We start from the raw sequence: 21,613 nt of genomic DNA, 5'->3' as shown, positions 1-21,613 counted from the left end.
GTGCAGCGGTGACTGAAGCGATCACGGTGGCCGTGCTGGGCGCGGCCGGCCGCATGGGACGGACCGTCGTCGACGCCGTGGAGTCGTCGCCCGACCTGGAGCTGGTGGCCGCCCTCGAGCACGGCGACGACGTCGGCGCCGTGGCCGCGACCGGCGCCCGGGTCGCCGTCGACTTCACGGTCCCGGCGGTCGCGGAGGCCAACGTCCGGTCGCTGGTGGCGCAGGGCGTGCACGCGGTCGTCGGGACCACCGGCTGGACCGCCGAGTCGCTGGCCCGGGTCGAGGCCGACCTGGCCGGCCGCCCCGGCGTCGGCGTGCTCGTCGCCCCGAACTTCGCTCTCGGCGCGGTGCTGGCCATGGCCTTCGCCGCGAGGGCCGCGCGCTGGTTCGAGTCGGTCGAGGTGGTCGAGCTGCACCACCCGGACAAGGTCGACGCCCCGTCGGGCACGGCCAGGCACACCGCCGCCGCGATCGCGGCCGCCCGGCGGGAGGCGGGGCTCGGCCCCGTCCCCGACGCCACCACGGCGTCGCTCGACGGCGCCCGCGGCGCGGACGTGGACGGCGTGCGGGTGCACGCGGTGCGGCTGCGCGGGCTCGTCGCGCACGAGGAGATCCTGCTGGGCAACCCGGGCGAGCAGCTCACGATCCGGCACGACTCGTTCGACCGGGTGTCGTTCATGCCGGGCGTGCTGCACGCCGTGCGGCAGGTCGGGTCGCGTCCGGGCCTGACGGTCGGGCTCGAGCACTACCTGGACCTGGGCTGACGGCCGTGGGGGAGTCCCGGCGCCCCGGCGACGGCGCGCCCGTGCCCGCCTCGCCCGCGCGGCGGCGCACCGGCCTCGTCGCCGCGATCGCCCTCACCGCCCTGCTCGGCCTCTACCTGTGGCTGGTCGCCGGTCGCGCGGTCGCGCTGATCCGGACCGGCGAGCCGGTCGGCGTCGGGCTCGGCGCCGCGTTCGCGCTGCTGCCGCTGCTGGTGCTCGGCCTGGTCGCCCGGGAGTGGCTGCTGGCCGTGGACGTGCAGCGGATGGCCGACACCCTCGCGGCGCGCGGCGAGCTGCCCGTCGACGACCTGCCGCGCAGCCCCGGCGGCCGGATCGACCGCGCTGCCGCGGCCGAGCAGTTCGCGGCGGCCCGGGCCGAGGCCGAGGCGGCGGCGCCGGGCGACTGGGGCACCTGGTACCGGCTCGCGTTCGCCTACGACGCGGCCGGCGACCGGCGCCGCGCCCGTGCGGCCCTGCGGCACGCGTCGCGCGTGCACCGCGGCCGCACGCCCACGGCGGGCGAGACCCCGCGCGGCCTGTCCTGACGCGAGGGCGCTCGCGGCCCGGCTGATGCGGGCGCGGGTCAGGCGGCGCCGGCCAGGTACGCGTGCAGGGCGTCCGCCGGCATGGGGCGCGCCACCAGGAAGCCCTGCACCAGCGGCACCCCCGCGTCCCGCAGCGCGTCCAGCTGCGCCTGCGACTCCACGCCCTCCGCGACGACCGTCATGCCCTGCTCGACGGCCATCCGGTGCACCAGCTCGACCAGCAGCGCGTCCAGCGGGTCGTCGAGCATCCCGGCCACCACCGACCGGTCGATCTTGAGCACGTCGACCGGCAGCCGCGAGACCTGCCGCAGCCCGGACATCGCGCCGCCCAGGTCGTCGAGCGCGATCGGCACCCCGGCGGCCCGCAGCGCGTCGAGCGCCCGGAGCGCCCCGGCGACCTGCGCCTCGGAGGCGGCCTCGGACAGCTCCAGGCGGACGGCGGCGTGCGGCGTGCCGGTGGCGTCGAGCACCCGGAGCACCCGCTCGGCCAGGAGGGGCTCCTCCAGCGCGGCGGGGGACAGGTTCACGTTCACCACCGCGGGGGCGCCGTCGCCGAGCCCGTCCCGCCAGGCCGCCCGGTCGCCGCACGCGCGCTCCAGGACCCAGAGGTCGAGCTCGAGGGCCAGCCCGGCCCGCGCGGCCCGGTCCAGGGGCGCCACCGGGCCCGCCAGCCGCCCCTCGCCGTCCCGGGAGCGCAGCAGCGCCTCGACCTCGTGCACCGTCCCGTCCGCGGTGCCGGCGATCGGCTGGTAGTGCACCTCCAGCGCGTCCAGGTCCAGCCCGGGCAGCGCGGCCAGACCCGTGGGCACCAGCGGACCGGCGGCCGCCGCCGCGCCCCGGCCCGCGTCCGCCCCCGCGAGCCGGACCCGGTCCCCGCCGGCCTTCTTGGCGCCGTACATCGCGAGGTCGGCCTCGCGCAGCAGCCGGTCGTGGTCCACCAGCGCGCCCGCTCCGAGCGCCAGGCCGACGGACACCCGGGAGTGCGCCGGCACCGGCAGCCCCGGGTCGTGCGCGGCGATGGCGGCGCGCAGCACCTCGCCGAGGTCCAGGGCCCGCACGCGCCAGGTGTCGTCGGGCGTCTGCGGCGGCAGCAGCCGCGCGAGCGCGAACTCGTCTCCGCCGAGCCGCCCGACCACGTCGCCGGGCTGCGCGCACGCCGCCAGCCGGGTCGCGACCGAGTGCAGCAGCGCGTCGCCGAACGAGTGCCCGAGGGTGTCGTTGACCTCCTTGAGCCGGTCGAGGTCGAGGAACGCGAGGACGACCGCCCCGCCGTCCTCGCGCGCGGCCGTGCACAGCTCGCGCAGGCCGTCGACGAACCGCGCCCGGGAGGTCACGCCCGTCAGGTGGTCGTGCGACGCCTCGTGCGCGAGCTCGGCGGCCAGCGCCTCCATCAGCGTCGTGGGGTCGAGGATCCCCACCGGGCCGCCGTCCGCGCCGGTCACCAGCATGTCCTGGTAGCCGTCGCCGGTGACCAGCCGCTCGGCGGCCTCGGTCAGCGAGGCGCGGACGTCGACCCACGGCACGTCCCACCGGGCGACGTCCGCGACCGGCCGCCGCCCCCACAGCGAGCGCCCGAAGCCGTACCGGCCGGTCATGGTGGTCAGGAAGTCCTTGCGGGCCACCATCCCGAACCCCCCGCCGGGCTCCCGCGGGGCGACGAGCACCGAGGAGCCGGTCCACCGGGTGCGGAAGCCGACGTCCACCGCCTCGCACGAGTCGGTGGGGGCGACGACGACGGGGGCGGAGACCAGGTCGGCGAGGGCGCGGCCGCGGTCGGCGCGCCGCCAGGGCGCGCGGGTCTGGGGGGACACGCCCGCACGATCGCCCGCCGCGCGGCCCGGCTGAGCGGTCGGCGCGGGCCGTCGCCGACCGTTCGCGCGCCGTTCACCGGGGCCGACCCGTGCGGGTGACGGGTTCACCCCTCCGGCCGCGTCCGGGCCGGCGGTCGCGCGGCGACGTGCCCGCGCGCGTCAGATGCTGGCGCCCCACAGGTGCTCGGTGATCTCGCGCGGGTCGTCCTGCTCGCCGAGCACCCGGGTCGCGCCGACGTCGCCGAGCCCGGCCGAGCCGAGGAACCGCTCGCGCGCGGTGTCGCCGGCGACCACCCAGGTCTGCACGCTGGTCGCCCGGTCCTCGTCCCGCAGCAGGTCGACGACGGCCGCCAGCAGCCGGGAGCCGTGGCCGAGCCGGCGCTCGGCCGGGTCGACCTCGAGCGCGAGGATCTCCCCGCCCGGGGTGTCGTCGCCGGACCCGGGCGGGGCGGTGACCGGCGCGACCGAGGCGAACCCGACCAGCCGCGGGCCGTGCATCGCGACCAGCACGCGGTACCCGCGCCCGGGCGGGGAGGCGATCGCGGCGGCCCACTGGTCGGTGACCCGCGCCGGGTCCACCCGGTCCAGGACCTCCTCGCCGACCAGGTCGCCGAGGGTGGCACGCCAGGCGGCGAGCTGCACGGCCGCGACGGCCCCCTCGTCCCCGGGGACGGCGGGCCGGACGGAGACGTCGGAGGTGGCGGCGAGCAGGGGGTCCATGCCGCTCACAATGCCACGTACAGCGGCTCCAGATACTCCTCGATCCCGGCCTCGCCGCCCTCGCGGCCGACGCCGGAGGACTTCACGCCGCCGAACGGCGCGCTCGCGTCGGACACCATGCCGCGGTTGATCCCGAGCATCCCGGTCTCGACGCTCTCCGCCAGCCGCACGACCCGCCCGACGTCCCGCGTGTACGCGTAGGCGACCAGCCCGAACTCGGTCGCGTTCGCCAGCCGGACGGCGTCGGCCTCGTCCGCGAACGTCACCACCGGGGCGACCGGCCCGAAGATCTCCTCCCGGACGGCGCGGGCGTCCTCCGGGACCCGGTCCAGCACGGTCGGCGGGTAGAAGTACCCGCGCCGGCCGGGGCGCTCGCCGCCCGTCCGCACCCGGGCGCCGTCGTCCGCGGCCTCCGTCACCAGCTCCTCGACCCGGTCCACGGCCGCCTTCTCGATGAGCGGGCCGACCGTGACGTCGGGGGCCGTCCCGGGCCCCATGACGAGCCGGTCGAAGGCCGCGGTCAGCCGGTCGGCGAACTCCGCGGCGACCTCCTCCTGCACGAGGAACCGGTTGGCCGCGACGCAGGTCTGCCCGGCGTTGCGCATCTTGGCGGCGACGGCGCCCTCGACCGCGGCGTCCAGGTCGGCGTCCGCGAACACGAGGAACGGCGCGTTCCCGCCGAGCTCCATCGAGGTGCGCAGGACGTTGTCCGCCGCCTGCCTGAGCAGCGAGCGCCCGACCTCGGTCGACCCGGTGAACGACAGCTTGCGCAGCCGCGGGTCGGCGATCACCGGCTCGGTCAGCGCGCGTGACGACGAGGTGGGCAGCACGTTGATCACCCCGGCGGGCAGGTCGCGCGCGTCGAGCTCCGCCCGGACGATCTCGGCGAAGTACGCGGTGGTCAGCGGCGTGAGCTGCGCCGGCTTGATGACGACGGGGCAGCCGGCGGCCAGGGCGGGCGCGACCTTGCGGGTGATCATCGCGATCGGGAAGTTCCACGGCGTGATGAGCAGCGCCGGGCCGACGGGGCGGCGCAGCACGAGCTGGTGGTGCGTCCCCGCGGGCGCGCGCCGGGTCAGCCCGTCGAGGCGCACCGCCTGCTCGGAGTACCAGCGCACGAACTCCGCGGCGTACTGCACCTCCGCGCGGGCCTCGGCCAGCGGCTTGCCGCCCTCCGCGGTGATGAGCGCCGCGAGGTCCTCCGCGCGGGCCACCATCGCGTCGAACACCGCCCGCAGCACGTCGGACCGGGTCCGCGGGGCGACCTCGCGCCACGCCGGGAACGCCCGGTGGGCCGCGTCGAGCGCCGCGAGGCCGTCCTCGGGCGTGGCGTCGGCCACCTCGAACAGCACGTCCGTGGTGGCCGGGTCGGCCACGGCGAACGCGCCCCGGCCGGTGGCGTGCCGCCACTCGCCGTCGATCAGCAGGCCGGTGGGCGTGTGGGCGGCGACGTACGGCGGCAGCGGCGAGGTCATGGGGCCCAGTGTCGACCCGGACGTCGCCGAGCGGCACCCCGAGATCGGCCGGGCGGAACCCTACGATGGCCCCATGACGACCCCCGCCGGACCGATCGAGACGCCGTACGAGGACCTGCTCCGCCTGGTGCTGGAGACCGGCACCCCCAAGGCGGACCGCACCGGCACCGGGACCCGCAGCGTGTTCGGGCACCAGATGCGGTTCGACCTGCAGCAGGGGTTCCCGCTCGTCACCACCAAGCGCGTCTTCCTGCGGGGTCTGACCGAGGAGCTGCTCTGGTTCCTGCGCGGCGAGCGCAACGCCCGCACGCTGCAGGACAAGGGCGTGCACATCTGGGACGAGTGGGCCGCCGAGGACGGCGACCTCGGCCCGGTGTACGGGGTGCAGTGGCGGTCCTGGCCGACCCCCGACGGCGGGACGATCGACCAGCTCGCGCAGGTGCTCGACGGCCTGCGCCGCGACCCCGACTCGCGCCGGCACATCGTGTCCGCGTGGAACGTCGCGGACATCCCGTCCATGGCGCTGGCGCCGTGCCACGCGTTCTTCCAGTTCTACGTGGCCGACGGGAAGCTGTCCTGCCAGCTGTACCAGCGGTCGGCGGACCTGTTCCTCGGCGTGCCGTTCAACATCGCGTCCTACGCGCTGCTGACGCACATGGTGGCGCAGCAGGTCGACCTGGAGGTCGGCGACTTCGTGTGGACCGGCGGGGACTGCCACATCTACGACAACCACGTCGAGCAGGTGCGCGAGCAGCTCACCCGGGACCCCTTCCCGGCTCCGCGCCTGGTGCTGCGCAGGGCCCCGAGCCTGTTCGAGTACACCTACGAGGACGTCACGATCGAGAACTACCAGCACCACCCGGCGATCAAGGCCCCCGTCGCGGTCTGACGGCACCGCCCGGCGCCCGCGTCAGGGCAGGCCCAGCCAGCGGAGCAGGGCGGCGGTCGCGGCGGCGAGCAGCACCACGAGGACGAAGGGCGCGCGCAGCAGCAGGGCGACGGCCGCGACCGCCAGCGCCGCCACCCGCGCGTCGAGCACCAGGGCGCCGTCGGTCGTCGCCGTCTGCACCGCGACCAGCGCGGCCAGCAGCGCCGCGGTCACCAGCGCGGCGGTGCGGACGACCCGGGGCCGCTCGAGGAGCGCGCGGGGGACCAGGTGCCCGGCGACCTTCGTGGCGAGCACGACGACCGAGGCGGCCAGCACGGCCCACCACACCGCGAGCCGGCTCACGGGGTCACCACCGGCGCCGCGTCGCGCCCGTCGTCGCCCGGCTCGCCCGCGCCCCGGGGGCCGCCGTCCAGCGCGCCCACGAGCACGGCGAGCGCGGCCGCCGCGAGCACCGGCACCCCCGGCGGGGCCACGGGGGTGAGCGCCAGCGCCAGCACGGCGGCCGCCACGGCCACGACGCGCACGATCCGCGTCGCCCGCGGGTCGCCCCCGGACAGCCGCGGCCACAGCAGCGCGAGGAACGCCGCCCCGGCCGCGGCGTCCAGCCCGTACCGGCGCGGGTCGCCCAGCGCGTCGCCGAGCAGCGCACCCAGGAGCGAGAAGGCGTTCCACAGCACGAAGACGCCCGCCCCGGTCCACCAGAACCCGGCGCGGGTCGCGGCCCCGGTCGGCTGCGCGGTCGCGACCGCCGTGGACTCGTCGATCGTCAGGTGCGCCGCGAGCAGCCGCCGCCAGCCGGAGGCGCCCAGCAGCGGGGCCACCTGCACCCCGTACAGGCCGTTGCGCGCCCCCAGCAGCCCCGCGGTCGCCACGACGGCCCCGATCCCGCCGCCGGCGCCCACGACGCCCACCGCGGCGAACTGCGAGCCGCCGCTGAACATCAGCAGGCTCAGCGCCATCGTCTGCGGGACGTCCAGGCCGGCGGCGACGGACAGCGCCCCGAACGAGACGCCGTACAGCCCGGTGGCCACGGAGACGGACACGGCGGTGCGGACGGCCGACCGGACGGCGGGGTCGGACCGGTCCGCGGGGGAGCGGGCGGGCACGCGACGAGGGTAGGACGTCCGGGTCGGGCGGTCGCCCGGGCGTCCACCCGCTGACCGCCCGGTGACGCCGCGGAACCCCAGGTGAACGACCCGGGAAGCCTTGCGGAACGCACCCCGGGAGGGGTCGTCCCCGGTGGCGTGGCCGGGGCAGGGTGTCCAGGGCCGGCGACGGAGCGGGCCAGCACCTGCCCCTTGACGAAGCGGATCCCTCCCCGTGTCCACAGCCGAAGTCCTCGCCCCGCCGCCGGCGGCCGCGCCCGCGCGCGCCCCCCGGCACCGGGGTGCGCTCCAGTCGCGCCGCCGCCGGTCTGCGCTCCTCTGGTTCCTCCTGCTGGCCGGGCCCAACGTGGCCCTGCTGCTGGTGTTCGTGTACCGGCCGCTGATCCAGTCGTTCTACCTGTCCACCCTGCAGTGGAACCTCGGCTCGCCCGTCGCCCGCAGCATCGGTCTGGGCAACTACGTCGAGCTGTTCACCTCGCGGAACTTCACGCAGGTCGTGACGACCACGGTCGTGTTCACCGTCGCGACCGTCGGCGGCGCGATGCTGCTGGGCCTCGGCCTCGCGGTGCTGCTCAACCAGAAGCTCCGCGGCCGCGGCTTCGCCCGCACCGTGGCGTTCGCGCCCTACGTGCTGTCCGGCTTCGCGGTCGGCATCCTGTGGCTGTTCATCTTCGACCCGCGGTACGGCCTGATGCGCGAGGTGCTGAGCTGGGTCGGGGCCTCCTCGCCGCAGTGGTACACCGAGCGCCCGTGGCCGCTGGTCATGGTGATCGTCGTGTACCTGTGGAAGAACCTCGGGTACGTCGCGCTGATCTACCTGGCCGGACTGCAGTCGGTCCCGCAGGACCTCAAGGACGCGGCGGCCCTCGACGGCGCCTCGTCGTTCCGGACGCTGCGGTCGATCATCCTGCCGCTGCTGACCCCGACGTCGTTCTTCCTGCTGGTCACGATGATGCTGGCCTCCCTGCAGTCGTTCGACATCATCAAGGCGATGACCCAGGGCGGCCCGCTCGGGTCGACCACGACGCTCATGTACTCCGTGTACCAGGAGAGCTTCGTCAACGGCCGCGCGGGCTACGCCTCCGCCGTCGCCACCGTCCTGTTCCTCGTGCTGCTGGCGGTCACCGCGGTGCAGATGCGGTTCGTCCAGCGGAAGGTCCACTACGCATGAGCGTCCTGACGCCCCGTCGCCCGGCCGCCGAGGCCGCGACCCCGCCCGCGGCGCCCACCCGGCGCGACGTCCGCCCGACGGACGCCTCCTCCCGGCCCGGCCGCCAGCAGCGCCCGCACGTCGCCAGCTACCTCACGATGGCCCTCGCGACGATCGTGCTCGGCGCCCCGCTGATCTGGATGCTGCTCGCCAGCCTCAAGACCTCCCAGGAGCTGTACCAGTTCCCGGTGCAGTGGCTGCCGGGCGCGCCCAGCCTGGACAACTACGCGCAGGCCGCGGACACCGTGCCGCTCGGCCGGCTGCTGCTGAACAGCGTCGGCCTGACCGTCGTCGGTGCCGGCCTCAAGGTGGTCCTCGGTCTCACCTGCGCGTACGCGCTGGTGTTCCTGGAGTTCCCGTTCAAGCGGATCGTGTTCGGGCTGGTCATCGCCACGCTGATGATCCCGCCGCAGGTCACGATCATCCCGAACTACACCCTGGTCGCCGACCTCGGCTGGCTGAACACCTACCAGGGCATCCTCGTCCCGGGCCTGGCCAGCGCGTTCGGCACCTTCCTGTTCCGCCAGCACTTCCTGACGCTGCCCGCCTCGATCCTCGAGGCCGCGGAGCTGGACGGCGCCGGCCACTGGCGCAAGCTGTGGCGGTTCGTGGTCCCGATGAGCACGCCGACCATCGCGGCGGTCACGCTGGTGTCCGTCGTCACCGAGTGGAACGACTACCTCTGGCCGTTCCTGGTCATCGACCGCGCCGACAAGATGACGCTGCCGATCGGCCTGACCCTGCTGCAGAACATCGACGGCCTGACCAACTGGGGCGTGCTGCTCGCCGCCACGGTCGTCGTGACCCTGCCGATCCTCGTCGTCTTCCTGGTCCTGCAGCGCCGGCTCGTCGCCGGCCTCACCGCGGGCGCCGTCACCGGCTGACCCCGCCCCCGACGTGGCCGGTCCGCCGGCCGCCTGAGACGGTCGCGCCCCCGCGCGCCCGTCAGCCCCCGAGCGCCGCGACGCGGCGCGCGAACCCCGAAGGAGCACCACGTGTCCCACCCCCGCAGGCGCCGCAGCACCCTGGCCCTCGCCGCTGCCGTCGCCGGCACGACGCTCGCGCTCACGGCGTGCGGCGGCCCGTCGACCGCCGCCTCGTCCGACGAGTCCGCGGCCGCCGAGGCGACCGACTGGTCGCAGGTCGAGCCCGCGTCCGAGATCACCTGGTGGAGCAACCACCCCGGCCAGTCCCAGGCCGTGGAGGAGCAGCTCATCGCGGACTTCGAGGCCGAGAACCCGGACATCACGGTCAACCTGGTGACCGCCGGCGCCAACTACGACGAGGTCGCCCAGCGGTTCCAGGCCGCCTCGCAGACGGACGAGAAGCCCGACCTCGTCATCGCGTCCGACGTCTGGTGGTTCCGGTACCACCTGAACGACCAGATCATGCCGCTCGACGACGTCTTCGAGGCGCTCGACGCCGACGCGGACGACTTCCAGCAGGGGCTGTACGGCGACTACGAGTACGAGGGCCAGCACTGGGCCGCGCCGTACGCGCGCTCCACGCCGCTCTTCTACTACAACAAGGACATGTGGGCCGCCGCGGGCCTGCCCGACGAGGGCCCGGAGACCTGGGAGCAGCTCCAGGAGTGGAGCACCGCGCTCGAGGCCCAGGTCCCGGCGGAGGGCTCGCCGTTCGGCCTGTCCCTCGGCACCTCCTGGTCCGCCTGGTGGTTCGAGAACATGATCTGGGGCCAGGGCGGCGAGTACTCCGACGAGTTCGACGTCACGCTCGACTCCGAGGAGGCGCTGGCCGGCGGCGAGTTCCTGCGCGGCCTGTTCCACGGCGACGACGCGATCGCCACGGTCTCGGCGGACGACTCGATGGCGGACTTCGCGTCCGGCCTGATCGCGTCGACCATCGGCTCGACCGGCTCGCTGAAGGGCGCGCTGGACGCGGCCTCGTTCGAGGTCGGCACGGCGTACCTGCCGGACGGCCCCCAGGGCGGCGGCACGCCGACCGGCGGCACCGGCCTCGCGATCTCGTCCTCCAGCACCCCGGAGAAGCAGCTCGCCGCGGCGATGTTCCTCGAGTTCCTCACGAACACCGAGAACACCGCGACGTTCTCCCAGGCGACGGGCTACATGCCGGTGCGCACGTCGGCCGTCGAGTCCGACACCATGCAGGCCGTGTACGAGCAGTACCCGCAGTTCCGCACCGCGGTCGACCAGCTGGCGGAGAAGGCGCGCCCGCAGGACTACATCCGCGTGTTCGTCCCGGGCGCCGACGCGCTGCTCACCGACGCGCTGGAGCAGATCGTCCTGGAGGGCACCGACCCGGCCGAGGCGTTCGACTCCGTCACGCCGCAGATCGAGACGGCCTACACGGAGAACGTGGAGCCGTACCTGTGACCGGAACCGTCACCGGCCCGGTCGCCGGGGTCGCCCGGGAGGGCGGCCCCGGCGCCGGGGCGCCCGCGGTCGTCGCGCACCGCGGCAACTCCGCGGTCGCCCCGCAGAACACGCTCGCCGCCTTCGAGGCCGCCTGGCGGGCGGGGGCGCACAGCATCGAGATCGACATCCAGCCGACCGCCGACGGCGAGGTCGTGGTGATCCACGACGACACCGTCGACGCCACCACGGACGGGCAGGGCGTCGTCGGCGAGATGACGCTCGACGCCGTGCGGGCCCTGGACGCGGGCTCGTGGTTCGCGGCCGCCTACGCCGGGCAGCGGGTGCCGACGTTCGCCGAGGTGCTGGACCTGATGGTCCGCCGGCCGGGGATCGACCTGCTGCTCGAGCTCAAGGGCGCCTTCACGGTCGAGCAGGTCCGGCCGGTCACCGAGGCGATCCGCGCGGCCGGGCTGGCCGACCGGGTGATCGGGCAGTCGTTCTGGCCCGAGTCCGTGCGGGCGCTCGCGGCGGCGGACCCCTCGCTCCGGCGGGGCCTGCTCATCTTCCAGGTGCCCGAGGACGGCGGGGTCGACGAGGTGGTCCGCGTCGCGGGCGAGCTCGGCGTCATGACGGTCAACCCGTACGGCCCGCTGCTGGTCGAGCACCCGGACCTGGTCGCGCGGCTGCACGCCGCCGGCCTGCAGGTCCAGGTCTGGACGCTCAACGAGCCCGAGCACTGGGCGGCCGCGGTCGCCCTGGGCGTCGACGCGGTCATCACCGACCGCCCGGACCGCCTGGCCGGCTGGCTCGCGGCCCGCGCGTCCTGACGCCCTGAGCACGCCCCGCCCCGCGCCGGGGCCGGTCCGCCCCGGACGGGTGCGACCGGCCCCGGCGCGGGGCGGTACCGTGGAGGCCATGCTCCCCGCCACCCCGTCGCGTCCCTTCGGCGCGGTGCTCACCGCGATGGTGACGCCCATGCGGGAGGACGGCTCGGTCGACCTCGACGCCGCCGTCTCCCTCGCCACGCACCTCGTGGACCACGGGCACGACGGCCTGGTGCTCAACGGCACCACGGGGGAGTCGCCCACCACGCACGCGCCCGAGAAGGCCGAGGTGGTGCAGGCGGTCGTCGCCGCCGTGGGCGACCGGGCGACGGTCGTCGCCGGCGCCGGGTCGAACGACACCCTGCACGCCGTCCGGATGGCCGAGCAGGCCGCCGAGGCCGGCGCCGACGGCCTGCTGGTCGTCGCGCCCTACTACTCCCGCCCGTCCCAGCCCGGCCTGGTCGCGCACGTCACCGCCGTGGCCGACGCGACGCCGCTGCCGGTCATGCTCTACGACGTCCCCGGCCGCACCGGCGTGCGGTTCGCGCACGAGACGCTGGTCGAGCTCGCGCGGCACGACCGCGTCGTCGCGATGAAGGACGCCACCGGCGACCTGTACGCCGCCGCGAAGGCCGCGTCGGCGACCGGGCTCGCCTGGTACTCCGGCGACGACTCGCTCTACCTGCCGTTCCTGGCGCACGGCGCCGCCGGCATCGTCAGCGTGGTCGGCCACGTCGCCGGCCCGCAGCTCGCCGCGCTCACCGCGGCCCACGACGCGGGCGACCACGCCCGCGCGCTCGAGATCTTCCTGTCGATCGCACCGGCGATCGACGCGCTCAACGGCCGGGGTTTCCAGGCGGTCGCGGCCAAGGCCGCCGTCTGGTCCCTCGGCCTGATCCCGTCCCGACACCTGCGGCTGCCCAACGTCGCCGCGTCGGACGAGGACGTCGAGGCGGTGCGCGCGGGCCTGGCTGCCGCGGGCATGGTCGACGCCCTGTCCGCCTAGCACAGGAGAAGCATGTCCCACCCGCACCCCGACCTCGACCTGCCCCCCGCCCTGCCCGAAGGGGGACTGCGCATCGTGGCCCTCGGCGGGCTCGGCGAGGTCGGCCGCAACATGGCCGTCCTCGAGTACGGCGGCCGCCTGCTCATCATCGACTGCGGCGTCCTGTTCCCCGAGGACCACCAGCCCGGCGTCGACCTGATCCTGCCGGACTTCAGCTACATCGCCGACCGCATGGCGGACGTGGACGGCATCGTCCTCACCCACGGGCACGAGGACCACATCGGCGCCGTCCCGTACCTGCTGCGCCTGCGCCAGGACATCCCGCTGATCGGCTCGCAGCTGACCCTCGCGTTCGTCGAGGCCAAGCTCAAGGAGCACCGGATCACCCCGCTGACCCACGCGGTCAAGGAGGGCCAGACCGAGCAGATCGGCGCGTTCTCCTGCGAGTTCGTCGCGGTGAACCACTCGATCCCGGACGCGCTGGCGGTCGCGGTCACCACCGGCGCCGGCACCGTGCTGCACACCGGCGACTTCAAGATGGACCAGCTCCCGCTGGACGGCCGGATCACCGACCTGCGCGCGTTCGCGCGGCTGGGGGAGAAGGGCGTCGACCTGTTCATGGTCGACTCCACCAACGCCGAGGTGCCGGGCTTCGTCAGCCCCGAGCGCGAGATCGGCCCGGTGCTGGACAACGTGTTCGCCACCTCCGCGCGCAAGATCGTCGTCGCGTCATTCTCCTCGCACGTGCACCGCGTGCAGCAGGTGCTGGACGCCGCCGCCGCGCACGAGCGCAAGGTCGCCCTGGTCGGCCGGTCGATGATCCGGAACATGACGATCGCCGCCGAGCTCGGCTACCTCAAGGTGCCGGACGGCGTGCTGGTGGACGCCAAGCGCCTGGACGACGTCCGGGACGACGAGCTCGTGCTCATGTGCACCGGCTCCCAGGGCGAGCCGATGGCCGCGCTGTCCCGGATCGCCAACAACGACCACAAGATCTCGGTCGGCCCCGGCGACACCGTCATCCTCGCCTCGTCGCTGATCCCCGGGAACGAGAACGCGGTGTACCGCGTCATCAACGGCCTGACCCGGCTCGGCGCGCGCGTCGTGCACGGCGGCAACGCCAAGGTGCACGTCTCCGGCCACGCCAGCGCCGGCGAGCTCCTGTACTGCTACAACATCCTCCGGCCGCGCAACGTCATGCCGGTGCACGGCGAGGTCCGGCACCTGGTCGCCAACGGGGCGCTCGCCGTGAAGTCGGGCGTCCCGGCCGACCGCGTGGTGCTCGCCGAGGACGGCGTGGTCGTGGACCTCGTCGACGGGCGGGCGTCGGTCGTGGGCGCCGTGCCGTGCGGGTACGTGTTCGTCGACGGCTCCAGCGTCGGCGGCATCACCGAGGCCGACCTCAAGGACCGCCGGATCCTCGGCGACGAGGGCTTCATCTCGATCTTCGCCGTCATCAGCTCCACCGACGGCAAGGTGCTCGGGAAGCCGCAGATCCTCGCCCGCGGCGTGGCCGAGGACGACTCCGTGTTCGACGCGATCGTGCCGGACGTCACCGCGGCCCTCGAGGACGCGTCGCGCGGCGGGGCCGTGGACACCCAGCAGCTGCAGCAGGTGGTGCGGCGCGTGGTCGGGCGCTGGGCGTCCAACCGGCTGCGCCGTCGGCCGATGATCATCCCGGTGGTCGTGGAGGCCTGACCGGTCGCCGCTCCACCCCGGACCACCGCACGCCGCCGACCTTCCCGGGTCGGCGGCGTGCGGGCTTCTCACGGCCGTGCCGACACCGCCCGGCCGGCCGTCGCTGCGGCGACGGCGAAGGGCAGCGGGTCCGTGGCCGCGCGGCCGAGCAAGCCTGCGAGGTCGGGCCCCGTGCCGGACAGCACGCCGTGCCGAACCGCGCTCGCGATCGAGTGCAGCATCGGCGGCTGGAACGGCAGAAGAAGCGGGTCCGCGAGCAAGCGGTCCCGGTACTCCCCGAGCCCGATGGTCCGGTGCACGACGCCGAGATGGTCCGCGACGTCGGTCGCCGTCACCGGCACGCCGACGAGGTCGTACGTCCGGCTGGTGTGGGAGCGCGGTGCCGCAGCGACCGACGCTGCTGCCGCCGCGAGGTCGGCGCGGGTGACCGCTGCGAGCGAGCCGGTTCCGAACGCCGACTCGAGCCCGTCGGCGGACCACCGGAGCAGAGCGCCGAAGAGCTCGGCGTACAACCCGTTGCGCAGGATCGTCCAGGCGAGGCCGCTGTCCCTGAGCATCCGCTCCGTCACGCGGTGCGCGAGCGCGAACGCCAGATGGTCCCCGCCCGTGGTCACGCTCGTGTACACGACGGACCGCACACCGTCGCGGCGAGCCGCGTCGAGAACCGCCCGGTGCCGCGCGACCACCCGGTCGTCCTCCGCATACCCCGCGGACACGAGCACCAGGACGTCGGTGCCGCCGAGGTCGAGACGTGCCGGATCGTCGAAGTCGACGTACCGCTGTCCTGCCGCCGGGGTGCGGGTGCCGCCGACAGCGGGCACCCCGCGCGCGTCGAGCTCTGCGAGGATGGTCGAGGCGAGCGCTCCGTGCGCTCCGGTCACCAGGATCATGATCGTTCGGTCTCCCCGTCGTGGTTCCACTGGATGCGAGCGCGACGATCGTGGGACCCGGCCCTCGTCGTCGTGGAGCTCGCCGGCGGACCCCGCCGGTTCCGCGAGCTGCAACGCGCGCTGACCGGGATCTCTCAGCGGATGCTCACGCTCACGGTGCGACGGCTCGAGCGGGACGGACTCCTGGTGCGCACCGTCTACCCGACGGTGCCGGCCGAGGTCGACTACCGTCTCACCGAGTCGGGCGCCAGCCTGACGCACCTGGTCCGGGCGCTCGTCGACTGGTCGACGGAGCACCGCCAGGGGATCGCCGAGGCCCGCGCGACCTACGACCGCGCGCACCCGGACAACGAGCTGCGCTGACCGGGGCCGGCGCGAGCGCACGTGTTCAGGCCGGGTCGGCGCCGCGGAAGGCGGCCAGGCGCTCGTGCTGCGCGGCGACCGCGCGTCGGAGTCGCGCGTCCCACGGCACCCACGGGTCGAGCTCGAGCGCCAGCCGCCGGCCCCGGGACCGCGGGCGCCACGTGCCGACGACCTCCCCGCCCGCGAGCACCGCGCCCGGGCGGCCCAGCACGGGCCACAGCGCCTTCGCGCGGGCCGGGTCGGGGACGAGGACGTGCCGGTCACGGGCCTGGAGGAACAGGTCGTAGGGGCCGAGCAGCCGCACGACGGGGCCGTCGTCGTCGCCGGGAGGGCCGGCCGCCGCGAGCAGCGCGGGCAGGTCCCCGGCGAGCACCGACGCCGGCGCCCCGTCCACCTCCACCGGGACGGCGGCGGCCGGCCACCGCCGCGTGACGTCGGCCACTGGCGCGTCGAGGAACGCCGCCACGTCCTTCGGCGTCGTGGGGCCGAGCAGGTGCAGCACGCCGCGGACGAGGTCGTGCGGTCCGTCGTCGTCGGTGGCGTCGTCGTCCCCGCCGCCGTCCTGCGGCCCGGCCGTGCCCTGGTCCCGGTCCACGGCGCCGATCTGGCCGGCCGGGAAGCCCGGCGACCGGCGGAGCACCGGGGGAGAGGTGCCGGGCTCCAGCTCCAGCCCGGCGTGCAGGGCGCCGAGCCGGAACGGCATCTCGAACATGTGGGTCGCCCCGCACGGCCGGCACCAGCGCAGGTACGGCTCGTCCAGCTCGGCGGTCATCCGGGTGGACAGCGCCTCCTTGCTCGTGGGCTCCACGACGACCTCGCGCATCGTGCGGGCGACCCGCGCGAGCGCGTCGACCGGCCGGATGCCGGCGGCGCGCAGCGGCTTGGCCGCGTCGTAGATCCGCCTGCCCGCGTCCGCGTCCGAGTACGGCCGCAGGGCGCGCTGCACGGCGGGCAGGTCCGCGCGGCGGTACGCGTGCGGGGCGCCGCGGACGCTCCACGCCATCGCGAGGTCGTCCGGCCACGCGCGGGCCGACACCGGCACGCCGCGCAGGGCGAGCGCCCACAGCGCCCCGTCCGGCCCGGTGTCCTGCACGCCCGCGTCGAGCACGGCGGCGTCGGTGACGGCGCGCGCGGCGTCGGGCCCCCGGTCGAGCTGCTGCGCGCGGACGCGGTACCGGCGGACCTGGTCGGCGGTGACGCGGTCGGACATGCGCCGAGCGTCCCACCCGGCACGGACACGCGGCACCCCCGCGCCGGACACCGCCGCTGTGCCGCGCGTCACCGACACGCACCGCACCGGCGCGGGCTCCCGGCCCAGCTGCCGCGTGCCCGCTACCGTGAGGATCATGGCCGCCCGTCCGTCCTCCACCGCCACCCGTGCGGCTGCGCCGTCGTCGCGCGCCCGCGCCGCGGCACCGGCGGCGCGCGCGCCCGGCTCCCGCGGCTCCGCCAAGGCGCCGCCGCCCCCGCCGCGCCCCGCCCTGCCGATCCGCATCGTCCGCGGCATCTGGATGGGCTGCGCGCACGTCGTCGGCGGCGCGGCGCGCCGGGTCGGCCACGGCGCGCGCGACCTCGACCCGGCCCTGCGCCGCGACGGTGCCGCCTTCTTCCTGATCGCCCTGGCGATCGTCGTCGCCGCCCGCGAGTGGTGGGGCCTGGAGGGCATGGCGGGCGACGCCGTGCACGTCGTCGTCGCCGGGACCTTCGGCCGGGTCGCCGCGGCGGTGCCGGTCGCGCTGGTCGGCATCGCCGTCCGGCTGATGCGGCATCCCGACCGCAACCAGGCGAACTCCCGGATCGGCATCGGCGTCACCGCGATCACGCTCGCGGCCTGCGGGCTGGTGCACGTGCAGCAGGACCTGCCCGCCCCGTCCGGCGGCTTCGAGGCGGTCCGCGACGCGGGCGGCATCGTCGGCTACCTGGTCGGCACGCCGCTGGTCAGCCTCGTGACCGTCTGGGCCACCGTGCCGCTGCTGGTGCTGCTCGCGTTCTTCGGCGTGCTGGTCGTCACCGCCACGCCGGTGAACCAGATCGGCCCCCGGCTGCGCGCGCTGTACGACCGCCTGACGGGCAACCACCGCGAGGACGACGCCGAGGTCGAGGACGACGACGCCCCGCTGGTCATCAACGCGGGGCACACGGCGGTCGACGAGCCCCCGGCCAAGCCGTCGCGCCGCACGCTCATGGACCGCCTCAAGAAGCGCGCCGCGGCCGACCCCGACGTCGACCCGGCCCTGGACGGGTACGCCGGCGACGAGGCCTTCGAGCGCGCCGCGTACGTCGAGCGGATGCGCCGCGAGGAGGAGGACGCGACCGCGCTCCTCGACGCGGCCGACGCCGAGGACGAGGTCTCCCCCAGCACCGCCCCGACGCAGGCCGTCACGGCGGTGGGCGCCGCGTCCGCCGCCGCCGAGGCCCCCGCGGCCCGGCCGGACCCCGTCGCGCCGCCCACCACCGGCGTGCCGCGCGGGGAGCAGCCGATGCTCGGCGGCGACGTGCTGTACACGCTGCCGGACGAGAACGCCCTCGCGAAGGGCCAGCCGCACAAGGTCCGCTCCGCCGCCAACGACCGCGTGGTCGAGGCGCTGACGAGCGTGCTGGAGAACTTCGAGATCGACGCCCAGGTCACCGGGTTCACGCGCGGTCCGACCGTCACCCGGTACGAGGTCGAGCTCGGCAAGGGCGTCAAGGTCGAGCGCGTCACGGCGCTGTCCAAGAACATCGCCTACGCGGTGGCGTCGGCGGACGTGCGCATCCTGTCGCCGATCCCCGGCAAGTCCGCCATCGGCATCGAGATCCCGAACACCGACCGCGAGACCGTGTCGCTCGGCGACGTGCTCCGGTCGTCCGCGGCGCGCCGCTCCGAGCACCCCATGGTGATCGGCGTCGGCAAGGACGTCGAGGGCGGCTACGTCACCGCGAACCTCGCCAAGATGCCGCACATGCTGGTCGCGGGCGCCACCGGCGCCGGCAAGTCGTCGTTCGTCAACTCAATGATCGTGTCGATCCTCATGCGCGCGACGCCCGACCAGGTGCGCATGGTGCTGGTCGACCCCAAGCGCGTCGAGCTCACGATCTACGAGGGCATCCCGCACCTCATCACCCCGATCATCACCAACCCGAAGAAGGCCGCCGAGGCCCTCGAGTGGGTGGTGCGGGAGATGGAGGCGCGGTACGACGACCTCGCGATGTTCGGCTTCAAGCACATCGACGACTTCAACGTCGCCGTGAAGGCCGGCAAGGTCAAGCCGCTGCCCGGCTCCGAGCGCAAGATCGCGCCGTACCCGTACCTGCTGGTGATCGTCGACGAGCTCGCCGACCTCATGATGGTCGCCCCGCGCGACGTCGAAGCGTCGATCCAGCGCATCACGCAGCTCGCGCGCGCCGCCGGCATCCACCTGGTGCTCGCGACCCAGCGCCCGTCGGTCGACGTCGTCACCGGCCTGATCAAGGCCAACGTGCCGTCCCGCCTGGCGTTCGCGACCTCCTCGCTCACCGACTCGCGCGTCGTGCTCGACCAGCCCGGCGCCGAGAAGCTGATCGGCCAGGGCGACGCCCTGTTCCTGCCGATGGGCGCCGCCAAGCCGATGCGCACCCAGGGCGCCTGGGTGTCCGAGTCGGAGATCCACGCCGTCGTCGCGCACGTGAAGCAGCAGCTGAAGCCGGTCTACCGCGAGGACGTCGCCGTCACGGCCGCCAAGAAGCAGGTGGACGAGGACATCGGCGACGACCTCGACCTGCTGCTGCAGGCCGCGGAGCTCGTCGTCACCTCGCAGTTCGGCTCGACCTCGATGCTGCAGCGCAAGCTGCGGGTCGGGTTCGCCAAGGCAGGCCGCCTGATGGACCTGCTCGAGTCCCGCGAGATCGTCGGGCCGTCCGAGGGGTCGAAGGCGCGCGAGGTGCTCGTGCAGCCCGACGACCTGCCGGGGACGCTCGCGATGCTGCGCGGCGAGCCGGAGCCCGGCGGGTCCGGGGGCGGGGCGCCGGCGGCGGCCGACGACCGGTACGCCGCGCCCGAGGGCCGGATGCCGGGCGAGCCGCCCGAGGCCGTCGACTACTTCGACGACGCGGACGACCTGCGCTGACGGCCGCCGGCGGCCCGGTGGGTGCCGCGTCGGTCCCGCGCCGTGGGCCGTGCTCCGCGCCCGCTGCCCGTAGGCTGTCCGGGTGAGCCGCCCTTCGCCGATGAACGTCGCCAACGTCGTGACGGTGCTGCGCATCGCCGTCGTGCCGTTCTTCGCCTGGGCCCTGCTGGTCGACGGCGGGGACGACCCGCGGTGGCGGCTCGTGGCCGCCGGCATCTTCGCGCTCGCCGCCGCCACCGACCGGCTCGACGGCTACCTGGCCCGGCGGCTCGGCCTGGTCACGGACCTCGGCAAGCTGCTCGACCCGATCGCCGACAAGGCCCTCATCGGCACCGCGCTGGTCGGGCTGTCCTGGATCGGCGACCTGAGCTGGTGGGTGACCGCCGCGATCCTGGTGCGGGAGATCGGCATCACCGTGATGCGGTTCTTCCTGCTGCGGTACCTGGTGCTGCCCGCCTCGCGCGGCGGGAAGATCAAGACCGTGCTGCAGTCGGTCGCCGTCGGGCTGTTCCTGCTGCCGCTGTCCGAGCTGCCGACCGCGGTGCTCGTGGTCGCGAGCGTGCTCATGGGGGCCGCGGTCGTGGTGACGCTGGTGACCGGCGCCGACTACGTCCGCACGGCGGTCCGGGTGCACCGGGAGCACGCCTCCGGGGCGAGCCCCGAGGCCACCCGGCACGCCGCGGCGACCGGGACGACGTCGCCGCACGGCGACCCGGCGTGACGGCGGGCACCGACCCGGCGGGCGGTCCCGTCGGCGCCCCGGGCGCGGGGGAGCCCGCCGCCGCCCTCCTGACCGCCCTGCGCGAGCGGGGCTGGTCCGTCGCGACCGCCGAGTCCCTGACCGGCGGCCAGGTCGCGGCCACCCTGGTCGACGTGCCCGGCGCCTCCCGGTCGGTGCGCGGCGGGGTCGTCGCGTACGCCACCGACGTCAAGGGGTCGGTGCTGGGCGTGGACGCCGACCTGCTGGCCGCGCACGGGGCGGTGCACCCCGACGTCGCCCGGCAGATGGCCGAGCGCGTGCGCGGCCTGCTCGGGGCCGACGTCGGCCTCGGGACGACCGGCGTGGCCGGCCCCGACCCCCAGGACGGGTTCGCCCCCGGGACGGTGCACGTGGCCGTCGCGACCCCGGAGGGCACGGTCGTCCGCACCCTGTCCCTGCCCGGCGACCGGGCCGCCGTCCGCGCCGCGACCTGCGCCGCCGTGCTCGCCGAGGCCCTGTCCGCGGTGCGTCCCGCCGTCGCCTCCTGACCCCCGGGAACACGCGCGGTCGTGCACGCGTTGTGCAGATCGTGATGAACACCAGGCCCACCAGCCGTCCCGCCGCTGCCCGTCGTGGCGGCGACATGTACGGTGGGAGCCTCCCCACGCGGGGCCACAAGGGTGCCGCGCTCGTCCGGACCGCCCCGCAGGGCGCGCCGGCCGCGCGGCAGGAGCAGGATCGGGACATGAGAGGGGGACGCCAGATGGTCGTGTTGCGCCGAGAGATCGGTGACGTGCTGCGGGATGCCCGCCAGCGGCAGGGACGCACCCTGCGCGAGGTGTCCTCCGCCGCCCGGGTGTCGCTGGGCTACCTCAGCGAGGTCGAGCGGGGTCAGAAGGAGGCGTCGTCGGAGCTGCTCGCGAGCATCTGCGAGGCGCTCGACGTGCCCATGTCGCTCGTGCTGCGCGAGGTGAGCGACCGCATCGCCGTCGCCGAGGGTCTGCTGATCCCCGACACCGTCCCCGTCGACCTGGCCTCTGCGCTGGGCGGCCAGGACAGCACCTGGCGTCGACGCCCGGAGCTCACCCCGGTCGGCTGACCGCGGGGAACACCCACCCCGACACCGACGACGCCCGGTCGTCCCGCCCGTTCGCTCGGCGGGGACGACCGGGCGTCGTCGCGTCCGGGGAG

At 75.4% G+C, this 21,613-nt stretch carries 21 protein-coding genes; 14 read left to right on the top strand and 7 right to left on the bottom strand.

What is annotated here, in order from left to right:
• Nucleotides 1-8: 8 nt before the first annotated feature.
• On the top strand, nt 9-764 hold the full coding sequence (gene dapB, locus MHY85_RS03555; protein ID WP_239193231.1) for a 4-hydroxy-tetrahydrodipicolinate reductase: 756 nt from the start codon (nt 9-11) through the stop codon (nt 762-764).
• 41 nt (nt 765-805) lie between these two features.
• Nucleotides 806-1,309 carry a hypothetical protein gene (locus MHY85_RS03550; RefSeq protein WP_239193229.1) on the top strand — a complete coding sequence of 168 codons (504 nt, stop codon included), beginning with the start codon at nt 806-808 and terminating at the stop codon, nt 1,307-1,309.
• Between the two features lie 38 nt (nt 1,310-1,347).
• Here MHY85_RS03550 and MHY85_RS03545 read toward each other — a convergent pair whose 3' ends face one another.
• The 3 genes from MHY85_RS03545 to MHY85_RS03535 form a co-directional block, all read right to left on the bottom strand.
• Nucleotides 1,348-3,120: a bifunctional diguanylate cyclase/phosphodiesterase gene (locus tag MHY85_RS03545; protein WP_239193227.1), complete on the bottom strand. Its 1,773-nt coding sequence runs from the start codon at nt 3,118-3,120 to the stop codon at nt 1,348-1,350.
• A 159-nt stretch (nt 3,121-3,279) separates the two neighbouring features.
• Entirely contained in the window at nt 3,280-3,840 is a 561-nt protein-coding gene (locus tag MHY85_RS03540; protein ID WP_239193226.1) for a GNAT family N-acetyltransferase, read from the bottom strand.
• A gap of 5 nt (nt 3,841-3,845) precedes the next feature.
• Nucleotides 3,846-5,315 (bottom strand): NAD-dependent succinate-semialdehyde dehydrogenase, encoded by a 1,470-nt coding sequence (locus MHY85_RS03535; protein ID WP_239193224.1) that lies wholly within the window; start codon nt 5,313-5,315, stop codon nt 3,846-3,848.
• 73 nt (nt 5,316-5,388) lie between these two features.
• Here MHY85_RS03535 and MHY85_RS03530 point away from each other — a divergent pair, with 73 nt between their 5' ends.
• Nucleotides 5,389-6,204, top strand: a complete 816-nt coding sequence (locus MHY85_RS03530) for a thymidylate synthase (RefSeq protein ID WP_239193223.1) — start codon at nt 5,389-5,391, stop codon at nt 6,202-6,204.
• A gap of 21 nt (nt 6,205-6,225) precedes the next feature.
• Here the strand turns inward: MHY85_RS03530 and MHY85_RS03525 are convergent, their stop codons facing one another.
• Together MHY85_RS03525 and MHY85_RS03520 are read right to left on the bottom strand one after the other, a co-directional pair.
• Nucleotides 6,226-6,546, bottom strand: coding sequence for an AzlD domain-containing protein (locus tag MHY85_RS03525; protein WP_158373133.1), 321 nt, complete (start codon nt 6,544-6,546; stop codon nt 6,226-6,228).
• Nucleotides 6,543-7,310 (bottom strand): AzlC family ABC transporter permease, encoded by a 768-nt coding sequence (locus MHY85_RS03520; RefSeq protein WP_239193221.1) that lies wholly within the window; start codon nt 7,308-7,310, stop codon nt 6,543-6,545. The genes MHY85_RS03525 and MHY85_RS03520 overlap by 4 nt, the downstream gene beginning before the upstream one ends.
• A 214-nt stretch (nt 7,311-7,524) precedes the next feature.
• Here MHY85_RS03520 and MHY85_RS03515 point away from each other — a divergent pair, with 214 nt between their 5' ends.
• The 6 genes from MHY85_RS03515 (at nt 7,525) to MHY85_RS03490 (ending at nt 14,384) form a co-directional block, all read left to right on the top strand.
• Nucleotides 7,525-8,481, top strand: a complete 957-nt coding sequence (locus MHY85_RS03515) for a carbohydrate ABC transporter permease (RefSeq protein ID WP_239193219.1) — start codon at nt 7,525-7,527, stop codon at nt 8,479-8,481.
• Nucleotides 8,478-9,404 carry a carbohydrate ABC transporter permease gene (locus tag MHY85_RS03510; RefSeq protein ID WP_239193218.1) on the top strand — a complete coding sequence of 309 codons (927 nt, stop codon included), beginning with the start codon at nt 8,478-8,480 and terminating at the stop codon, nt 9,402-9,404. Before MHY85_RS03515 ends, MHY85_RS03510 begins: the two co-directional genes overlap by 4 nt.
• Nucleotides 9,405-9,515: 111 nt before the next feature.
• Nucleotides 9,516-10,874, top strand: a complete 1,359-nt coding sequence (locus MHY85_RS03505) for an ABC transporter substrate-binding protein (RefSeq protein ID WP_239193216.1) — start codon at nt 9,516-9,518, stop codon at nt 10,872-10,874.
• Nucleotides 10,871-11,683: a glycerophosphodiester phosphodiesterase family protein gene (locus MHY85_RS03500; protein WP_239193214.1), complete on the top strand. Its 813-nt coding sequence runs from the start codon at nt 10,871-10,873 to the stop codon at nt 11,681-11,683. Before MHY85_RS03505 ends, MHY85_RS03500 begins: the two co-directional genes overlap by 4 nt.
• A gap of 88 nt (nt 11,684-11,771) precedes the next feature.
• Entirely contained in the window at nt 11,772-12,686 is a 915-nt protein-coding gene (dapA, locus tag MHY85_RS03495) for a 4-hydroxy-tetrahydrodipicolinate synthase (RefSeq protein ID WP_239193212.1), read from the top strand.
• 12 nt (nt 12,687-12,698) lie between these two features.
• On the top strand, nt 12,699-14,384 hold the full coding sequence (locus MHY85_RS03490; protein WP_239193210.1) for a ribonuclease J: 1,686 nt from the start codon (nt 12,699-12,701) through the stop codon (nt 14,382-14,384).
• Nucleotides 14,385-14,452: 68 nt separating this feature from the next.
• Here the strand turns inward: MHY85_RS03490 and MHY85_RS03485 are convergent, their stop codons facing one another.
• Complete coding sequence (locus tag MHY85_RS03485) at nt 14,453-15,274, bottom strand: NAD(P)H-binding protein (protein WP_239193208.1); 822 nt, start codon at nt 15,272-15,274, stop codon at nt 14,453-14,455.
• A gap of 33 nt (nt 15,275-15,307) precedes the next feature.
• Here MHY85_RS03485 and MHY85_RS03480 point away from each other — a divergent pair, with 33 nt between their 5' ends.
• The gene (locus tag MHY85_RS03480; protein ID WP_239193206.1) at nt 15,308-15,637 is read left to right on the top strand and encodes a helix-turn-helix domain-containing protein; all 330 of its coding nucleotides are present in this window, start codon (nt 15,308-15,310) and stop codon (nt 15,635-15,637) included.
• A gap of 25 nt (nt 15,638-15,662) precedes the next feature.
• On the opposite strand, the gene MHY85_RS03475 is transcribed toward MHY85_RS03480, so the two are convergent.
• Nucleotides 15,663-16,847 carry a DNA glycosylase AlkZ-like family protein gene (locus MHY85_RS03475; protein WP_239193204.1) on the bottom strand — a complete coding sequence of 395 codons (1,185 nt, stop codon included), beginning with the start codon at nt 16,845-16,847 and terminating at the stop codon, nt 15,663-15,665.
• Nucleotides 16,848-16,983: 136 nt separating this feature from the next.
• On the opposite strand from MHY85_RS03475, the gene MHY85_RS03470 reads away from it, so the two are divergent.
• The 4 genes from MHY85_RS03470 to MHY85_RS03455 all read left to right on the top strand — a co-directional run bounded on the left by MHY85_RS03470 (nt 16,984) and on the right by MHY85_RS03455 (nt 21,521).
• Nucleotides 16,984-19,722, top strand: coding sequence for a DNA translocase FtsK (locus tag MHY85_RS03470; RefSeq protein WP_239193202.1), 2,739 nt, complete (start codon nt 16,984-16,986; stop codon nt 19,720-19,722).
• Between the two features lie 100 nt (nt 19,723-19,822).
• On the top strand, nt 19,823-20,443 hold the full coding sequence (pgsA, locus tag MHY85_RS03465) for a CDP-diacylglycerol--glycerol-3-phosphate 3-phosphatidyltransferase (protein WP_239193250.1): 621 nt from the start codon (nt 19,823-19,825) through the stop codon (nt 20,441-20,443).
• Nucleotides 20,440-20,970, top strand: a complete 531-nt coding sequence (locus MHY85_RS03460; protein ID WP_239193200.1) for a CinA family protein — start codon at nt 20,440-20,442, stop codon at nt 20,968-20,970. Before pgsA ends, MHY85_RS03460 begins: the two co-directional genes overlap by 4 nt.
• Nucleotides 20,971-21,185: 215 nt before the next feature.
• Complete coding sequence (locus MHY85_RS03455) at nt 21,186-21,521, top strand: helix-turn-helix domain-containing protein (protein WP_158373248.1); 336 nt, start codon at nt 21,186-21,188, stop codon at nt 21,519-21,521.
• The last annotated feature ends 92 nt before the right edge of the window (nt 21,522-21,613 follow it).

Origin of the sequence: Cellulomonas sp. ACRRI (assembly GCF_022346185.1) — a bacterium.
Taxonomy (GTDB): Bacteria; Actinomycetota; Actinomycetes; order Actinomycetales; family Cellulomonadaceae; genus Cellulomonas.
The sequence above is the reverse complement of the archived record's forward strand: the minus strand, read 5'-3'. Positions and strand labels throughout refer to the sequence as shown.